The organism is Pantoea sp. X-Soil-TKNS-1207 (assembly GCF_059730485.1).
Genome location: NZ_AP035958.1, coordinates 2,191,128 through 2,207,668, shown reverse-complemented (window position 1 = coordinate 2,207,668; position 16,541 = coordinate 2,191,128). Strand labels below are relative to the sequence as shown.

The 16,541-nt window shown below is 58.2% G+C and carries 16 protein-coding genes; 8 read left to right on the top strand and 8 right to left on the bottom strand.

Features of this window, described 5'->3' with window-relative positions; genetic code table 11:
- Positions 1 to 47: 47 nt before the first annotated feature.
- From AC6I8V_RS10340 to AC6I8V_RS10310, 7 genes are read right to left on the bottom strand one after another with little or no spacing between them, the layout of a single operon-like run.
- Positions 48 to 1,535 (bottom strand): FGGY-family carbohydrate kinase, encoded by a 1,488-nt coding sequence (locus AC6I8V_RS10340; protein WP_497842193.1) that lies wholly within the window; start codon positions 1,533 to 1,535, stop codon positions 48 to 50.
- Positions 1,536 to 1,595: 60 nt separating this feature from the next.
- Positions 1,596 to 2,435: a class I fructose-bisphosphate aldolase gene (locus tag AC6I8V_RS10335; RefSeq protein WP_497842192.1), complete on the bottom strand. Its 840-nt coding sequence runs from the start codon at positions 2,433 to 2,435 to the stop codon at positions 1,596 to 1,598.
- Positions 2,419 to 4,176 (bottom strand): glycerol-3-phosphate dehydrogenase/oxidase, encoded by a 1,758-nt coding sequence (locus AC6I8V_RS10330; RefSeq protein ID WP_497842191.1) that lies wholly within the window; start codon positions 4,174 to 4,176, stop codon positions 2,419 to 2,421. Before AC6I8V_RS10330 ends, AC6I8V_RS10335 begins: the two co-directional genes overlap by 17 nt.
- A complete protein-coding gene (locus AC6I8V_RS10325) occupies positions 4,166 to 5,149 on the bottom strand; it encodes a sugar-binding transcriptional regulator (RefSeq protein ID WP_497842190.1) in 984 nt (327 codons plus the stop codon). The genes AC6I8V_RS10330 and AC6I8V_RS10325 overlap by 11 nt, the downstream gene beginning before the upstream one ends.
- A 28-nt stretch (positions 5,150 to 5,177) precedes the next feature.
- Positions 5,178 to 6,173, bottom strand: a complete 996-nt coding sequence (locus tag AC6I8V_RS10320; protein ID WP_497842189.1) for an ABC transporter permease — start codon at positions 6,171 to 6,173, stop codon at positions 5,178 to 5,180.
- Positions 6,164 to 7,681 carry a sugar ABC transporter ATP-binding protein gene (locus tag AC6I8V_RS10315; RefSeq protein ID WP_497842188.1) on the bottom strand — a complete coding sequence of 506 codons (1,518 nt, stop codon included), beginning with the start codon at positions 7,679 to 7,681 and terminating at the stop codon, positions 6,164 to 6,166. The genes AC6I8V_RS10320 and AC6I8V_RS10315 overlap by 10 nt, the downstream gene beginning before the upstream one ends.
- Before the next feature lie 7 nt (positions 7,682 to 7,688).
- Positions 7,689 to 8,717 (bottom strand): substrate-binding domain-containing protein, encoded by a 1,029-nt coding sequence (locus AC6I8V_RS10310; protein ID WP_497842187.1) that lies wholly within the window; start codon positions 8,715 to 8,717, stop codon positions 7,689 to 7,691.
- Between the two features lie 286 nt (positions 8,718 to 9,003).
- Here AC6I8V_RS10310 and ampC point away from each other — a divergent pair, with 286 nt between their 5' ends.
- Together ampC and AC6I8V_RS10300 are read left to right on the top strand one after the other, a co-directional pair.
- Positions 9,004 to 10,134 carry a class C beta-lactamase gene (gene ampC, locus AC6I8V_RS10305; protein ID WP_497842186.1) on the top strand — a complete coding sequence of 377 codons (1,131 nt, stop codon included), beginning with the start codon at positions 9,004 to 9,006 and terminating at the stop codon, positions 10,132 to 10,134.
- A 2-nt stretch (positions 10,135 to 10,136) separates the two neighbouring features.
- Positions 10,137 to 10,577, top strand: coding sequence for a GNAT family N-acetyltransferase (locus AC6I8V_RS10300; protein WP_497842185.1), 441 nt, complete (start codon positions 10,137 to 10,139; stop codon positions 10,575 to 10,577).
- Positions 10,578 to 10,611: 34 nt separating this feature from the next.
- Here the strand turns inward: AC6I8V_RS10300 and AC6I8V_RS10295 are convergent, their stop codons facing one another.
- Positions 10,612 to 11,244 carry a LysE family translocator gene (locus tag AC6I8V_RS10295; protein ID WP_497842184.1) on the bottom strand — a complete coding sequence of 211 codons (633 nt, stop codon included), beginning with the start codon at positions 11,242 to 11,244 and terminating at the stop codon, positions 10,612 to 10,614.
- A gap of 162 nt (positions 11,245 to 11,406) precedes the next feature.
- Between AC6I8V_RS10295 and AC6I8V_RS10290 the strand changes: the two genes are divergently transcribed.
- The 6 genes from AC6I8V_RS10290 (at position 11,407) to AC6I8V_RS10265 (ending at position 16,295) form a co-directional block, all read left to right on the top strand.
- Entirely contained in the window at positions 11,407 to 11,706 is a 300-nt protein-coding gene (locus AC6I8V_RS10290) for a putative quinol monooxygenase (protein ID WP_497842183.1), read from the top strand.
- Between the two features lie 52 nt (positions 11,707 to 11,758).
- Positions 11,759 to 12,319: a hypothetical protein gene (locus AC6I8V_RS10285; RefSeq protein ID WP_497842182.1), complete on the top strand. Its 561-nt coding sequence runs from the start codon at positions 11,759 to 11,761 to the stop codon at positions 12,317 to 12,319.
- Positions 12,320 to 12,349: 30 nt separating this feature from the next.
- Positions 12,350 to 12,745 carry a VOC family protein gene (locus AC6I8V_RS10280; RefSeq protein WP_497842181.1) on the top strand — a complete coding sequence of 132 codons (396 nt, stop codon included), beginning with the start codon at positions 12,350 to 12,352 and terminating at the stop codon, positions 12,743 to 12,745.
- 329 nt (positions 12,746 to 13,074) lie between these two features.
- Positions 13,075 to 13,680 (top strand): helix-turn-helix domain-containing protein, encoded by a 606-nt coding sequence (locus AC6I8V_RS10275; protein ID WP_497842180.1) that lies wholly within the window; start codon positions 13,075 to 13,077, stop codon positions 13,678 to 13,680.
- A 16-nt stretch (positions 13,681 to 13,696) separates the two neighbouring features.
- On the top strand, positions 13,697 to 15,025 hold the full coding sequence (locus AC6I8V_RS10270) for an NAD(P)/FAD-dependent oxidoreductase (RefSeq protein WP_497842179.1): 1,329 nt from the start codon (positions 13,697 to 13,699) through the stop codon (positions 15,023 to 15,025).
- 115 nt (positions 15,026 to 15,140) lie between these two features.
- On the top strand, positions 15,141 to 16,295 hold the full coding sequence (locus tag AC6I8V_RS10265; protein ID WP_497842178.1) for a uroporphyrinogen decarboxylase/cobalamine-independent methonine synthase family protein: 1,155 nt from the start codon (positions 15,141 to 15,143) through the stop codon (positions 16,293 to 16,295).
- Positions 16,296 to 16,541: the final 246 nt, after the last annotated feature.

Genomic DNA, 16,541 nt, shown 5'->3' with positions numbered 1-16,541 from the left:
TCGGGTAGAGCATTGTTTATACACGCCTTTCCCGATGCTGCAAACAATTAACCCGCTTCCTGCCACATCTCGCTCATCGCCAGCTCCAGTTTTTTAAATACCCGATAGCGTCGATCATGGAAGGCAAAACGATCCGGGCGCGGCAGCAGTTCACCGGCATTGATCTGCACTGCCTGCTGCGCGGCGTCGGCGAGATTTTTCCACACGCCCACCCCGACACCCGCGCACAGCGCGGCACCTAATGCGCCGGTTTCTTTGCATTCCGCGACGCGAATTGGCATATCCAGCACATCGGCAAACATTTGCGGCCAGATGCAACTGCGAGCCGCACCGCCGGACAGGGTGGCCCGGCTGACGGCAATGCCCGCCGCGCGCAGACGATCGATATGGGCGCGATGGGCAAAGGTGACGCCCTCGAAAAGCGCAAACAACATATCGGCCCGGGTGTGCCAGCCGCCAAGGCCATAAAAACCCGCCTTGGCCGGTTCCGATTTGCGGCCGGAATAGAGGTAGGGGTGATAGAGCGGCAGCTGGGCATTCGGTTGCACATGGGCGACGCTGTCGCTGCTGCGCGCCGCACCCTGACCGGCACGCCCATCGTCGAATTCACGCAGAAACCAGTCGAGATTGGCGGCCGAAGTGGCGCTGGCCTCAATCGCCATATAACGATCTTTTTCGATGATGGAGTTCATAAACACCGGACGCAGATAATCGGGTTTATCGACCACCACCTGATTGATGCTCCAGGTCCCGGCCACAATCGAGGCTTCGCCGCTGTTGACCACCCCGGAACCCACGGCGCTGGCGACCACATCAAAAATCCCCGCCACCACCGGAATGCCCGGCGGCAGACCGGTGAGGCGGGCGGCATGGGCGCTGACATGGCCGACCACATCACAGGATTCACGTAAGGCGGGCAGGCGCGGCAGGGCATCTTCAATGCCATACAGCGCCAGCAGCTCGCGGCTGTAGCCGCGCTGGCGATAGTCGATCAGCCCGGCACCTGCGGCATCGGAAAAATCGGCGCTGACGTTGCCACAGAGAAAATGGGCGATCACATCTTTGGCGCACAGCAGATGCGCCACCTGCGCCCAACGATCCGGCTGATATTGTTTGATCCAGCGGATCAATACCGGCGTCGCCGCTGGCCAGGGTTTTTGCAGGGACAACGCGTAAATCAGCCGATCGGCGCCGCTGCGTTCCAGCGCCTGCACCGTTTCCAGCGCGCGATGGTCGATGGACTGGATGCCGAATAACGGCTGCTGCTGGCGATCCAGCGCATACAGCCCGTTGCCGTGACCGGCCGCCCCGACAGCGATCACATCCTGCGCCAGCTTACCTGCCTGTTGCAGACAGCGGCTGACCGCGTGACTGACCCCATGCCAGATATCGGCCACCGGTCGTTCGGCATAACCTTCCTGCGGCTGGTGGGTTTCACCCGCGCATTCAGCCACGGACAGCACCTGGCCGCTAAGATCAAACAGCACCGCTTTGATCATGGTGTTTCCGGCATCAATACCGAGGATCTGACTCATATCCGACTCCGTTTAATAGGCGAAGACGGCGCACCGCTTAAGCGCCGGTGCAGGTAAGGCTTAACCCTGCTGATAAATTTCCATCGCGTCCGGGCCGCTGGCTCCCTGATGAATAATCGCCATCAGCGCTTTCACCACGCGCGACGGGTTATCGTGTTGGTACACATTGCGGCCGTACACCATACCGCTGGCACCCTGAGCCATCAGCGCGGCGCTTTTTTGCAGCACCGCCCCCAGCTCACCTTTACCGCCGCCGCGCACCAGCGTCGGACAACGGGCGGCTTCCACCACGCGGTGAAAATCTTCTATGTTTTCCGTTGGATCGGCTTTGATAATGTCGGCTCCCAGTTCGCGTGCCAGCCGCACCAGCGGTACGATTTTCTCCACATCGCCGAGGGAACCGTAGGCGGCACCCTGTCCGGCGGGTGCCATCACCAGCGGCTCAATCATCAGCGGCATGGCGTAGCGATCGCACGCCTGGCGCAGGCGGCCAATATTTTCCACGCACATGCGGAAAATGCCCGGTTCATCGGGGATCAGATAAAGGTTGACCACCACGGCGGCGGCATCCATTTGCAGAGCGGCAAGAATCGGCTCATCCGGGTTGTGCAACACCGCCCACATCTCGCGGTGACGCGCGGCGTTATAGGCGTTGCCGACATCCGTCCGCATCACCAGGGCCGGTTTGCGGCCCGCTTCCTGTTGCAGCAGATCGGCCTGACCGTAATTGACCTGAATGGCGTCAGGCTGGGCGGCGATCAGGTTGCTCATTACGCTGGTGATATTTTCCAGGCCGATAAGAAAATCTGGCTCGTTGGCGATACCGTGGTCGATCGCCACATCAAGGCATTTGCCGTGATGAAACAGGCGATTCATGCGAACTTTACTGGTTACTGACATGTCGTGTTTCCTCCTGGAAAAACGGTGGGTAAAGGCCAGTCAGGCCGTGTAAACCGGCGAGGCTGGCGCAGCTTTGTTGTAAATGCTGGATGCGCTGGCTTTCGCTCCAGCCCAGCGTCTGCGCCAGCAGCTGTGAAACTTCCTGCATCAGCGGCGGGTTGAGTTCGCCACAAATCGCCAGGCTGCTACGGCGTACCAGCAGATCCTCCAGCTGGCACACCTGTTCATGTTCAATCAGATAGCGTAGCTCGGTTGCGCTGTAATCGGCGTGATGCCGTAGCGGCTTTTCACCTTGCTGCTGAATCAGCGTCAGTAACGGCAGGGCGCGCGTACCGTAGCGCTGCACCAGCTGCGTCACACGCGGCAGTGGCACGCCGTGCTGTTGCGCCAGCTGGGCCAGCCAGTCGGCCTGAGCCATGGGTGCAGGGAAATCGCGACCGCCACCGATGGCGAGATCGGCGCTGGAGACGCGGCGTTGCTCGCCCAGCAGGCGCAGCACCCGGTCGGCAGCCTGTTCGCCAAAGCAGCGAAAGGTCGTCCATTTGCCGCCTACCAGGCACAGCGTGCTGTAGGCACGGGCGGCATCCGGCGGCAGCAGCACCAGCGAATGATTGCGCGAAATCTGGCCGTTCACCTTCGCGTCGCTGGCAGGCAGCGGGCGCACGCCGCTGAAGGTGTAAACGATGGCCTGATCCGGCACCTCGACCTGCGGAAAGACAAAGCGCAGCGAGGCGAGGATGTAGGCTTTTTCCGCCTCCTCGCATACCACCGCATCGGGATCATCGACGCGGATATCGGTTGAACCGACCAGCACCTTGCCAAACCACGGAAACATAATGCAGACGCGGCCTTCCTGATTTTCGAAATAGACCATTTCGCCCGCCAGCGCATGCAGCAACGGGGGATGGTCAATAATCAGATGCGAACCTTTGGTGCCGCCGATCAGTTTTGTCGCGGTGGCGGCCGGGGCCAGCCGCTGATTAATCTGATCCACCCAGGCGCCGCTGGCATTCACCAGCACATGCGGCTGGAGCGAAAATTGTTCGCCGCTCAGCCCATCCTGCACGGTCACGGTTTCGCCGTCCGCGCTGACCAGCTGCATATAATTCAGCGCCAGCGCCTGCGGGCAGGCGTGTTCGGCATCGCTGACCAGCTCGACCCCCAGCCGTTCCGGGGCGCTGATCCACGCATCGTAATAGCTGGCGCTGTACTTCACCCAGGGGGCGAAGCCGGGCCAGCGCTGACGGGTAGCCGCTTCGCCCTGCACCTGATGTTTGGGCATGGTGCCGTTTTGCCGCGTGTAGATGTCGTACAGGCTCAGCCCGGTTTTGATCAGCAATGCGCCGCGCCGGGTGGGTTTATCGCTGAGGCGCAAAAAGCGGCGGGTGGCGTTCAGCAGCCCACCGGCAAGATTATCAATCGGCACCGTGGTGCGCAGGGGGAAGACATAATGCGGGGCGTTTTTCAGCAGACGATCGCGTTCGGTGACCGACTCTTTCACCAGCGCGAACTCCCCGGTCTCCAGATAACGCAGCCCGCCGTGGATCATGCGCGACAGCGCGCCGCTCGCCGCCTGACACCAGTCGCCTTTCTCCACCAGAATCGCCGGAATGCCCTGCAACGCCAGTTCGCGGAAGGTGCTGATGCCGTTAATGCCGCCACCCACGATCAGGACCGGCACGCTGCTGCGCTGACGCAGGGCGGCCAGACGGGCGGCACGGGTTAAAGGTTCAGGCATCATGACCTCCCAGGTTCAGTTCCAGCACGGCGGCGGCGGTGGATTCATCCGTCACCAGCGCTTTCAGCCAGTGACCGTGCAGCGCGCAGTGGATGGGATCGACTTTGTCGCGTCCCGCCACCACCGCCATGGAAAAGGGGATGCGCTGCAACTCCGGCAGGGTGAGTCCGACCAGCCGCCGGTTGGCGTCAAACCGGGCGGGTTGTCCCTGCGCATCCAGCAGCCAGGCGAGCAGTTCGCTGCGCGCGCCGCTGGTCTCGATGCTGGCAGAGGCATGTCGCGCCGTCAGGTTAAGATCGTAATAGCTGGAGTTATCGGTGTGGATCGATCCCAGACCCACCACTGCCAGCGTGGCGTGGCGCGCTTTGTCCAGTACCTGATTGACCGCGCTGATCCCCATCAGCATTTCGCGTTCATCGGCGGAATCGGTAAACAACGGCGCATGAATTTGCCACGCATGACCGCCCAAGCGCGCCGCCATTTCGGATGCCACATGATTAACGTCGGTGTAGTGTTTTCCCTGCACGCAGCCGAGAGCGGGCACCACCTGAACATCATATTTACGTGACGGCTGTAGTGCATCGACCAGCGCGCTGACGCCTTTACCGCCGGTGATGGCAATCACATCGCCATCGCGCAGACGTGACAGCAGATAATCGGCGGCGGCGGCGCCAACCATTTGCAGGTTTTGTTCTTCGCTGCGCGCCACGTTGGGTGCCACCACCACCTGCTGCAACTGCCCCAGCTGCGCCAGGTCGCTCTCCAGCTGATGGGCGGAAAGCCAGGGGGATTTGATGGTGATCTCCACCATGCCGCTCTCTTTGCCCTGCCGGATCAGCCGGTTGACGCTGGCTACCGATAATCCGGTCTCTGCGGCAATGTCGGACTGCTTTTTTCCGTCGAGGTAATACATCACCAGCACCTGATAGATCTGACGGGCGCTATGAAATGCGGGATGTTCGCTATCGAATTCCATTGGCTGTCATTCCTTGTTGCTGTGGGCGTTACGCCGCCCGGTATTTATTTAACAGATGATCGATGGAGACCGCCGCCAGCAGAATCAGTCCTTTGATCAGATCCTGCCAGTAAACGGAAACGTTAATCAGGATCAGCGAGCTGGTGACGATGGAGAGCAGCGCCACGCCCAGCACCGCGCCGAGAATCGAACCGGTTCCGCCTTTCAGGCTGGCACCGCCGATGACCGCGGCGGCGATCACGTTCAGTTCCATGCCGACGCCGAAGGTGGGGGTGGCGGAGCCAAGACGCGCCATATAAATGATGCCCGCCAGACCGGCGAGGGTGGAGGTCAGCACCGTGACCCACAGCTTGATACGGTTGATGTTAATGCCGGAATAGGCCGCCGCGCGTTCGTTGCTGCCGGTGTAGAACACCTTGCGAAACAGCGTGGCTTTGCGCAGCAGGAAGTCAAACAGCGCCACCAGCAGGAAAAACAGGATGATCACGAACGGAATGCCCCACAGGGCGCCCTGACCGATAAACTTAAAACTGGCGGGCAAGGTAAATAGCGACAGCGGCGTGCCCTGGGTGATGATCATGCACAGGCCCCGCACAATCACCATCGCCGCCAGCGAGGCGATAAAGTGACTGAGGCCGATTTTGGTCACCGTCAGCCCCATCAGCACGCCCACCAGCGCCGCCGCCAGCATACCGCCGAGGCTGGCGAGCCAGGGATCGACGCCGTTGAGAAACAGCTGCCCGGCCACCACCATCGACAGGCACACCACTGCGCCCACGGAGAGATCAATGCCGCCGACAATCAGCAGAATGGTCATGCCGATCACCACGATGCCTTCAATCGAAAACGACAGCAGCATCGCCTTCATATTGGTCCAGGTGAGGAAATAGGGTGAGGTAAAGCTCATCACCACAAAGATCAGCGCGATGATCACGATCAGACCGATTTCCCGCTGCTTGTGCAGGCCGCCAAACAGCACCCACGGTGATTTGCGCGCCGCGGGCAGGGTGGTATTTAGTGCCATACAGCCTCCGTTTCCGGTGAGATGCCAGCCGCCAGCCGCATCAGGTTTTCTTCCGTCATCGCCTCACCGGCCACTTCACCGCTGATGCGCCCTTCATGAATGACCAGGATGCGGTCACATAAGCCAATCAGCTCCGGCAGTTCTGACGAGATCACCACCAGTCCGATGCCGTTCGCCGCCAGACCGGCGAGGATTTGGTAAATTTCCGCCTTGGCGCTGACGTCAACGCCGCGCGTCGGCTCATCCAGCAACACCAGCTGCGGATTGACCGACAACACGCGCGCCAGCGCCACTTTTTGCTGATTACCGCCGGAAAGGGAGGAGACCGGATCGCTCAGCTTGCTGCGCTTGAGCCTGACCTGCTGCGCCAGAACCTCGGCCTGCTGCCGTTCACGACGCGGGCTGAGCGTCAGACCGTGGTGGCTGACCGCACGGATATCCAGCGCCGAGATGTTCCAGTCGATCGGCATATCCAGAAACAGCCCGGCGTCTTTGCGATCCTCCGACAGATACACCATGCGACGCTGGATGCTGCTGGCATAATCCTTCAGGATCACCGCCTCACCCCGGATGCGAATCTCGCCCTGTTTCACCGGCCGCAGGCCACAGATGCCCTGGGCGATTTCGCTGCGTCCGGCGCCCATCAGTCCGCCGATGCCGAGGATTTCCCCCGGTCGCAGATCGAAGCTGATGTCATGAAAATGTTTGCCATCGCCCAGCTGACGCACCTCCAGCAGCGGCGGCAGCTGGCAGGGCGGCCGCTTATCGGGGTAGAGCTGAGACAGCTCGCGGCCCACCAGACGGGTGATCACCTCATCGGGTGTCATACTGCTGAGCGGTGCGCTGTGCACCGTGCGGCCATCGCGCAGGATGGTGATGTGCTGGCAAAGCGCGAAGATCTCCGCCATGCGATGGCTGATATACACTACGGTGATGCCCTGCGCCTGCAACTGGCGCACAATGCCAAACAGCGTTTGCGCTTCCGGCTCGGTGAGCGCGGCGGTGGGTTCGTCGAGGATCAGCAGGCGGCAATCCAGAGTGAGCGCTTTGGCGATCTCCACCAGTTGCTGCTGGGACAGCGAGAGATCGCCGACCTTGCGCGTGACCGGAATGGGCGCCAGGCGATTCATCACCTGTTGCGCCTTCTCCCGCAGTGCCTTGTGCGGCAACAACATGCCGCGATGGCTCGCTACATGCGCCATCCAGATATTTTCGTAGACGCTGATATCCGGGCACAGGGCGATCTCCTGATGGACCAGGCCAATCCCCAGCCGCTGTGCTTCACGCGGCGAGCGGATCGTCACCGCCTGGCCCTCCAGCAGCATTTCTCCGCCGTCCGGACGCAAAATACCGTCGATGATATTCATCAGGGTGGATTTCCCGGCCCCGTTTTCACCGGCCAGCGCGTGGATTTCGCCCGCCTGCAAGCAGAAGTCAACGCCCTGCAACGCCTTCACCGGACCGAAACTTTTGCTGATGCCGCGCAGCTCAAGCAGTGCTGTCATCATGCGCTCCTTACTCGTTGATGCCTTTGGTGCCACGGCGTTTCAGGTAGGCATCCCAGCGAAAGTCGTCCGCGTTGTCTTTGGTGACCACCGCGTAACCGTTGTCGAGAATCGGGAACGAGAAGGGGTTGACGCCATTGCGTTTGGCATCGTTCATCGGGTCAATCAGTTCAGGATGGGCGGCCATAAACAGCGTGATAAAACCCAGATAGCCCTGAATGCCCTGATTGGGGTTGATGGCGCCAAATACCTGACCGCTTTTGATCATATCCAGCACTTTGGCATTCACATCGACGGTCATCACTTTGACCTTGCCGCCGTTTTCTGCCACCGCCTGCGCGGCGCCAATCGCCGAACTGGCTTCCGGCATAAAGATGCCTTTCAGATTGGGATGCGCCTGCAACATCGACAGCACTGCGTTATAGGCTTTAGACGGGTCCTGATAGGTGGCCGCCCGCGCAACCAGCTTGCTGTCCGGGAAGGCGGTTTTCATCTCGTTGATAAACGCGGTGACGCGGCGGTCATGGTTATCCTGGCCGGGGTTTTCCAGCACGGCGAACTCTGCTTCTTTCCCCATCGCTTTACCCAGCTCGTCGGCGGCGGCTTTGCCCTCGCGGAAGTTATCCGAGGTGATATAAGCCACGCGTTTGCTGTGCGGGGAGTCGGCGGCAAAGGTCACAACCGGGATCCCCATTTCGGCGGCGCGATTAATCGGCTCGATAAACGGGTCCGGGTTCATCGGATGCAGGAAGATGCCCGCCGGTTTTTGCGCCAGCACCTGTTCGAAACTCGCCAGCTGCTGATTCACATCATAGGCAGGCGTACCGCCATACACCGTTTTACAGCCGAGCTGATGGGCGGCCTGTTTAAACATTTCGTACACCGGGAACCAGTATTCGACGCCGGTGACCATCACGTTCATGTAATAGGTTTCGCCGGGCTTGCAGCGAAATTGAGGCGCATCATCGGCGGCACGGACGGGGCTGGATAAACAACCCGCAACGAGCAGAGAGGTAAGAACGGCTGAGATTTTGTTCATGGTTTTCCCCGGATAAACGCTGAATAGGTGTGGCTCAGCCGTGACAACAAAACGCGGTAAAACGAGCCGGGGCAGGTGCTGAAAATTATTTCGTATGCGTGAAATAATTTTCATAAGCTATACGGGCAGGGCAGAAAAAGATCAATTTATGGTTAATAAAATGTTTCTCAGTTGTGATTTCGTTCACTTAATCGACACCCCTGTGGGGTTGGGTTAGTCAAAGGACGCAGGGAAATCTATAGCGAGTGACTGATTTCGGCCTGAAACTCAAATGAAAGGAATATCAATGCGTTTAATGGCAACCCTCAGCACGCTGGCGGCGCTGGTGAGCGGCAGCGCGCTGGCGCAAACCGCCAGCCTCGACGACATCGTCAAACCCCTGATGCAACAGTACCAGGTGCCTGGTATGGCGATCGCCGTGCTGCATAACGGTAAAACGACGTTTTATAATTACGGCGTGGCGTCGAAAGCGACAAAGCAGCCGATCAGCCAGCACACGCTGTTTGAAATCGGTTCGCTCAGCAAAACCTTCACCGCCACCCTCGCCAGCTATGCCGCGCAGCAGCATAAGTTGCAGTTCAGCGATCGCGCCAGCCAGTGGCTGCCGGAACTGAAGGGCAGCGCTTTTGATCGCGTCACCCTGCTTAACCTCGCGACCCACACCAGCGGTACGCCGTTGTTTGTACCGGACGAGGTGACCAATCAGGCGCAGTTAATGGCCTGGTATCAACGCTGGCAGCCATCTGCGCCGGTCGGCACGCAGCGCGTCTATTCCAATCCCGGCATTGGGATGCTCGGCATGATCGCCGCCAAAAGTCTGCATCAACCCTTTCAGCAGGCGATGGAACAGCTGCTGCTGCCCGCGATGGGGATGCACCATAGCTGGATTCAGGTGCCACCGGCGCAGATGAACAACTATGCCCAGGGCTACAACAAGCAGGACCAGCCGGTGCGCGTCACGCCAGCCCCGCTGGACGCGGAAGCCTATGGGTTGAAATCCAGCAGCGCCGATTTGATTCGCTGGCTGGCGATCCAGAGCAACGCGCTGGCGGTGGCTCCGGCGTGGCAGCAGGCGATCGCCGCCACCCATAACGGTGAATATCGCACCGAAGCGTTCACTCAGGCGATGATGTGGGAATATTATCCGCTGCCGGTGACGCAGGCCGCGCTGGTGGCTGGCAACAGCAGCCAGCGCATTATGAAAGGCATGTCCGCTACGCCGCTGGTGCCGCCGCAGGCCGCGCCACAGCAGGCGTGGTATAACAAAACCGGCTCCACCAACGGCTTCTCCACTTACGCGGTGTTTATCCCGTCGGAGAAGGTGGCGGTGATTATGCTGGCCAATAAGTGGTTCCCGAATGATGACCGCGTTATCGCGGCCGACAAGATAATTCATGCGATACAGGGTAAGGATTAACCATGCAATTGAGAGCGTTACGCGCGGATGATTTCACCGGCTGGCTGGCATTGTGGCAGGGGTATCAGCGCTTTTATCAAACAGAAATCAGCACCGACACCACCGCAGAAACCTTTCGCCGCCTGCTGGCGCAGGATCAACCGATGCATTGTCTGGTGGCGGAAGAGGCAGGGGAACTCATCGGTCTGGTGCATTATCTCACCCATCGCTCCACCTGGACGCTGGGGGATTATTGCTATTTGCAGGATCTGTTTGTCAGCGCCGCCGCACGCGGCAAAGGTGCAGGCAAGGCGCTGATTCTGGCGGTGTATCAACAGGCGGAAACGCGGGGATGTTCACGGGTTTACTGGACGACGCAGGAATCCAACGCCACGGCGCGGCAGCTGTATGATCGGGTCGCCAGCAAAACCGAGTTTATTCAGTACCGAAAACTGCTGGGTTAATGACGGGCAGGCGCCTCTGGTGCCTGCCGCGCAGCTATTTGCGCGCGTCGAGCGCCATACGCACCGCCAGTCCCGCCAGCACCGTTCCCATCAGCCAGCGCTGAATTAATTGCCAGGTGGGTCGCCGCATAAAGAATGCCGAGACCTGACCCGCCGTGGTAATAAAAATGGCGTTGACCGTCAGGCTAATCAGAATTTGCGTCATACCCAGCACCAGCGATTGCAGCAGCACGCTGCCATGCCCCGGCGTAATAAATTGCGGCAACAGCGATAAAAACATGATGGCAATTTTCGGATTCGCCAGGTTGGTAATAAACCCCATGGTAAACAGTTTGCGCGCATTATCTTTGGGCAGATCGCGCACCGCAAAAGGCGAACGGCCACCGGGTTTAATCGCCTGCCATGCCAGATAGAGCAGATATAACGCGCCGGCCAGACGCAACGCATCGTAGGCCCAGGGAACGGCGAACAGCCAGGCGGTGATGCCGAGCGCGGCGCACAGCATATAAAACACAAACCCCAGCGCCACGCCGCCGAGCGAGATATAGCCCGCGCGTTTACCCTGACACAGGGAACGCGAGACCAGATAGATCATATTCGGCCCTGGCGTCAGCACCAGGCCCAGCGCCACCACAGCGAAGGTCAACAGGTTGGATATTTCCGGCATTCAGAGCGCCTCTGGTTACATAAGCGCAACAATTATGACGTGAATAATTTCCCCACAGCAAGCGAGAAAAATAATAATTTCCGCCGCACATTTTCAGACTGACAGCCCAGGAATGCTGCGCTAACGTATTGCTGCTTATTATTTTTCATAGTGGAGGTGAATATGACGGTTCCTGTTGTGGCGTTGTTTGTAATCAAACCAGGATGTGAAGATCAGGCTGAGGCATTATTTCGTGGCGTGATTGCCGAGACCTTAAAAGAGGAAGGCTGCATCACTTATCAGCTTAATCGCGACAGCCAGAATCCACGCCGTTTTATCTGGATCGAAGAGTGGCAAAGCCAGGCGTTACTGGATAAACATCTTAACGCGCCGCATATTACGAAGCTGTTTGGCGAGCTGCCGCCGTTAATCGAGCATTCAGAGGTTATTGCGCTAAATAAAGTGGCAGGCGGCGCCGCATAATCATCGATAAAGCAGGCGCTGGCCTGCTTTTTATTTTTTATGGATGAAAGATATGGGATGTCTGAGCCAGAACCACAGCCACCAATGGGCCGCCGCTGAGTGGCTGCCTGCGGTGCATTTTCATGAAAAGCATCACGCCAGCATGATGGCCGACCACCCCGGACAGATCATCGGGGCGTTAAAAACCTTTGATGCGCAACAGGATGCGGTGGTGCGTACGCTTTTGATCATCCGCCAGTGGCCACAAAAGTTGCTAGCCAGACCCGCCGATTTTAATCTGCAAAAATTTACCGAACTGCACAGCGACGCAACCAGCTGTACGCTGGGATTAATTGGCCGTTTCTGGCAAATGGATATGGGGCTGGAGCCGATTGCCGATGAGCAGGCTTATCGCGCTTTCACCCGTAACGATTGCGCCAGATTGATCCTTCATAATCAGGTGATCGACAACGGCGACGGTAACTATCAGGTCATCACTGAAACCTTTATTTATTGCCCGACCGCCGCAGTCCGTCGCAGGATGCTGCTCTATTGGCTGGCTATCCGGCCCGCCAGTGGCTGGATCAGAAAGCGCATGTTGCAAACCATCGCGCGGAATATTGCGGTCAGTTAACGTTTAAGGTCATAACAGGAGTTAAGAACCATGAGAACGCAAAAACGCTGTATGGGATATGTCGCCATTGTGGTCGATGATTATGATCGGGCGATCGAATATTACACGCAAAAGCTGGGCTTCCACCTGATAGAGGACACCCCGCAACCGGGCAAACGCTGGGTGGTGGTGAACCCGAATCCGGAAAGCGACTGTAATTTGTTGCTGGCTAAAGCCTCCAATCCGCGTCAGGAAAGTTTTATCGGCAACCAATGCGGCGGGCGCGTCTTTCTGTTCCTGCAAACTGACGATTTCTGGCGCGATTACCAGCGCATGAAAGCGCAGGGCGTGACGTTCTGTGAAGAACCGCGCGAGGAGGAGTATGGCACGGTGGTAGTGTTCGAAGATATTTATGGCAATCGCTGGGATCTCTATCAGAACCGGTAAGCGTGGCCGCGTAATGCGGCCTTTTTTTTCCTCAGCGCCTGACGCTGCACCGCAATCCTCGCCCGCCTTCATTCATTTAAATGAATATCCATCGCCACCTGTAGCCAGATTACGCCATTGACCGGCGCAGCCATAGGCTTTGCTTATGCGAGTCATAGCAACTTCGGATGGATAATTATTGCTAATAAAATCAATAATAAAAATCCATTTCTGTCGGCTATTTCATTTTTATCGCCTCGCGGGTTGACACCCTAAGGCTGAATTTCATTATAGTGAAAATAATCCGGTGCCTCTGCACACGCTGGCAGCCAACGCATGGAACCTTTTGCATGAATAAAGTGAATGTTGCCGAGAGCGCTCCCGGTTCGCTGGAGGCCGATATTGGCGCGCGCCTCAGGCGTATCCGCAAAGCGCGCAATATGACGATTAACGAACTGGCGCTGCTGGCTAACGTCTCTGCCGGGGCGATCAGCCAGTTAGAACGTAATCTGACGAACCCGACGATTCGCGTACTGGAGCAGCTGCGGCTGGTGTTGCAGGTGCCGCTCACCGCCTTTCTGGAGGAAAGCGCGCCAGCGCCGCGTGGCGCGGAGCATTATGTGCGTCGCGAGGCCGATCGCCCGCATTTCAACGTCGGCAGACGCGGCATCGCCAAAGAGATGCTGTCGCCAACCGGCGATCATGACATCCAGTTTATGTTGATCGTTATCCCACCGCAGGTCCGCTCCGATGAGATGCTGATGGGGATGGGGGAGAAGGCTGGATTGCTGATCAGCGGTGAACTGACGCTGGAGCTGGCGGGCGATAGCGCTATTCTGCGCCCCGGCGACAGTTTCCAGTTCAGCAGTTCATTGATGCATAACATTTTTAATCATACCGATCAGGACGCAAAGGTGCTGTGGATCATGCATATCAAGCCGGATCATCACCTGTGACCTTGAGGAACTTTTTATGCGCGTAAAGATTGATGCAGTGCCCGACAGCCCGAATTTTCCCGACGCTGTGGATGTGATTGTGATTGGCGCCGGGATCATTGGCACCTCGGTGACTTATGAACTGGCTAAGCGCGGCGTGTCAGTGGCGCTGTTCGAAAAAGGCGTCGTGGCCGGTGAGCAGTCCAGCCGCAACTGGGGCTGGGTGCGCCAGCAGAACCGCGATCTTTACGAACTGCCGATGGCGATGTACAGCCTGCAACGCTGGTCCGAACTGGGTGAAGAGATTGGCCGGGATTTAGGCTTTCGCCGCAGCGGCATTCTGTACGGCACCACTGAGGCTGCCGATCTGGCGAAATGGGAAAACTGGGGCAAACAGGCCAAAAATATCGGTTTCCACAGCGACATGCTGTCGGCCAAAGAGGCCGGTGAGCGTATCGGCGGCAAAACAGCGTGGCTCGGCGGCGTCTGGTCGCCGACCGATGGCCGTGCGGAGCCGTCACAGGCGGTACCGGCGCTGGCGATGGGAGCGCAGCAGCTTGGCGCGAATATTCAGCAGCGCTGCGCGGTACGCGGGCTGGATATCAGCGGCGGGCGCGTCACCGGGGTGTGGACCGAGCGCGGCCTGGTGAAAGCCAGCAAAGTCATCTGCTGCGGCGGCGCCTGGAGTTCCCGTTTCTGTAACCGCTACGGGATTGAACTGCCGAGCGCCAATATCCTCGGCACCGCATTTAAAACCACACTAGCGCCGGAAGTGACCAAAGGCTGTCTGAGCGTACCGGGACTGGCGATCCGCCGTCGGCTGGATGGCAGCTATACCGTGGCGATTTCCGGGCGAGGGCAACTCGACCTTGCACCGCAGAACCTGCGTTACGCCATGCGCTTTTATCCGATGTATCGCAGCAAAATCGCCAAAAAACTGAAAATCCGCCTGAACGGCTCCTTCTTCTCTGGCCCGGAAGCCGCAGGTTCCTGGTCGATGGACGGAATCTCACCCTTTGAGAAGATCCGCGTGCTGGATCCGGCGCCGGATGCACAAATTCTGCGTGAAGCCATTGCGAAAATGGTGCATGAATTCCCGGAATTGCAGGGCATCGCCGTCGATCACGCCTGGGGTGGCTGGATCGATACCACACCGGACCTGGTGCCGGTGATTGACGAAATCAGCCAGCTGCCTGGCCTGATTGTGGCGTCCGGCTTTAGCGGTCACGGCTTTGGCATCGGTCCTGGGGCAGGGAAGTTATGCTCGCAGATTGTGCTGAACGATCAGCCGTACACCGATCTGGCGCCTTATCGCTTAAGCCGCTTCGACCGTGGCAATGCGATTCGTGAACCGCAAATGATGTAAGTTTCTGCGCCAACGCCGCCGCTGGACAACAAGGGCGGCGTCGGCAACCATTTGACATCGGAGCAGTTTTGTATTCAGGTATGGCGAGCTAAATGCATCCATCCAGGAGATTTCTGTGTCCGTTGATAATCGAATTCTGACCACCCACGTAGGCAGTCTGGCACGCCCGGTTAAGCTGCTCGATATGATGAAAGCCAGCATTCAGGGTGAAGATAACCATGAGCAGCTGGAGAGCGGCATCCGCGACGCGGTGTTTGAATCCGTGCAGCAGCAGGTAGCGGATGGTATCGATATCGTTGCCGATGGTGAAATGTCAAAAGTGGGTTTCTTTGCCTACGTTCGCGATCGTATTGCCGGTTTTGAACCCCGTCCCGGCCAGGGCTATGCCGCATTCGATGCTGAAGTCGAAGCCTTCCCCGAGTACTACAAAAGCTATTTTGGTGAAGCGATGCTGGGTGGAAACCTGGTGCCGTTTGTGCCGGTCGCCTGCACCGGCCCGGTTTCTTATCACGGTGTGGCGCAGCTGCAACGCGATCTCACCAATCTGGCGGACGCGGCCAAATCCGCCAATGCCTATGGCGCCTTTGTTCCCTCAGTGGCCCCGACCGGCGTGGGCAGCAACGAATTTTACGCCAGCGAGGGCGATTATCTCTCTGCCGTCGCGGAAGCGTTGCGCGTTGAGTATAAAGCGATTATCGATGCCGGTTTTGGCCTGCAAATCGATGACCCATTCCTGCCGGATCTGTTCGCGGACCGCCATTTAACCAATACGCAAATCATTGAGAAGGCGAATAACTACGTCGATATTCTCAACCATGCGTTGCGTGGCCTCCCGGCGGAGAAAATTCGTTACCACACCTGCTACAGCATCAATGAAGGCCCGCGCATCCACGATGTGCCGTTTATCGAGTTTGTTCGCTACATGCTGAATATCAACGTGTCCGATTACTCGTTTGAGGCGGGTAACGTGCGTCACGAGCATGAATACCACATCTGGGAGCAGGTAAAGCTGCCGCAAGGGAAGCGACTGATCCCCGGCGTGATTTGCCATGCCAGCAACACCGTGGAGCATCCGGAATTGATTGCTGAGCGTTTGATTCGCTTCGCTGAACGCGTGGGTAAAGAGAATGTGCTGGCCGGTGCCGACTGTGGTTTCTCCTCGCAGGCTACCTATAAGCCAGAAGTGCATCCCACCGTGGTGCGTGAGAAATTCCGTGCGCTGCGCGCGGGAGCGGATATCGCCAGCCAGAAACTGTGGCGCGCCCGCTAAGTTAGGTTAAGAAAGTCGCCGTGACGGCGACTTTTGCCTCACCGGTCAGAAATCAATTATCCATCCGTATAACTTTACCCCTGCCTGCCTATCCGTTTGTATACCTTCTCAGCCTCACCGCTGGCGTTTTCTGAATCTCACTGCTGGTGGAATTTTGCGCACAGAATGCGTGGGGTTACTCACGCTGTTAGGTTAATTTTAATGTCATATTCCCCGGTTGTTATTGAACTCTTCTTCATTCAAGGC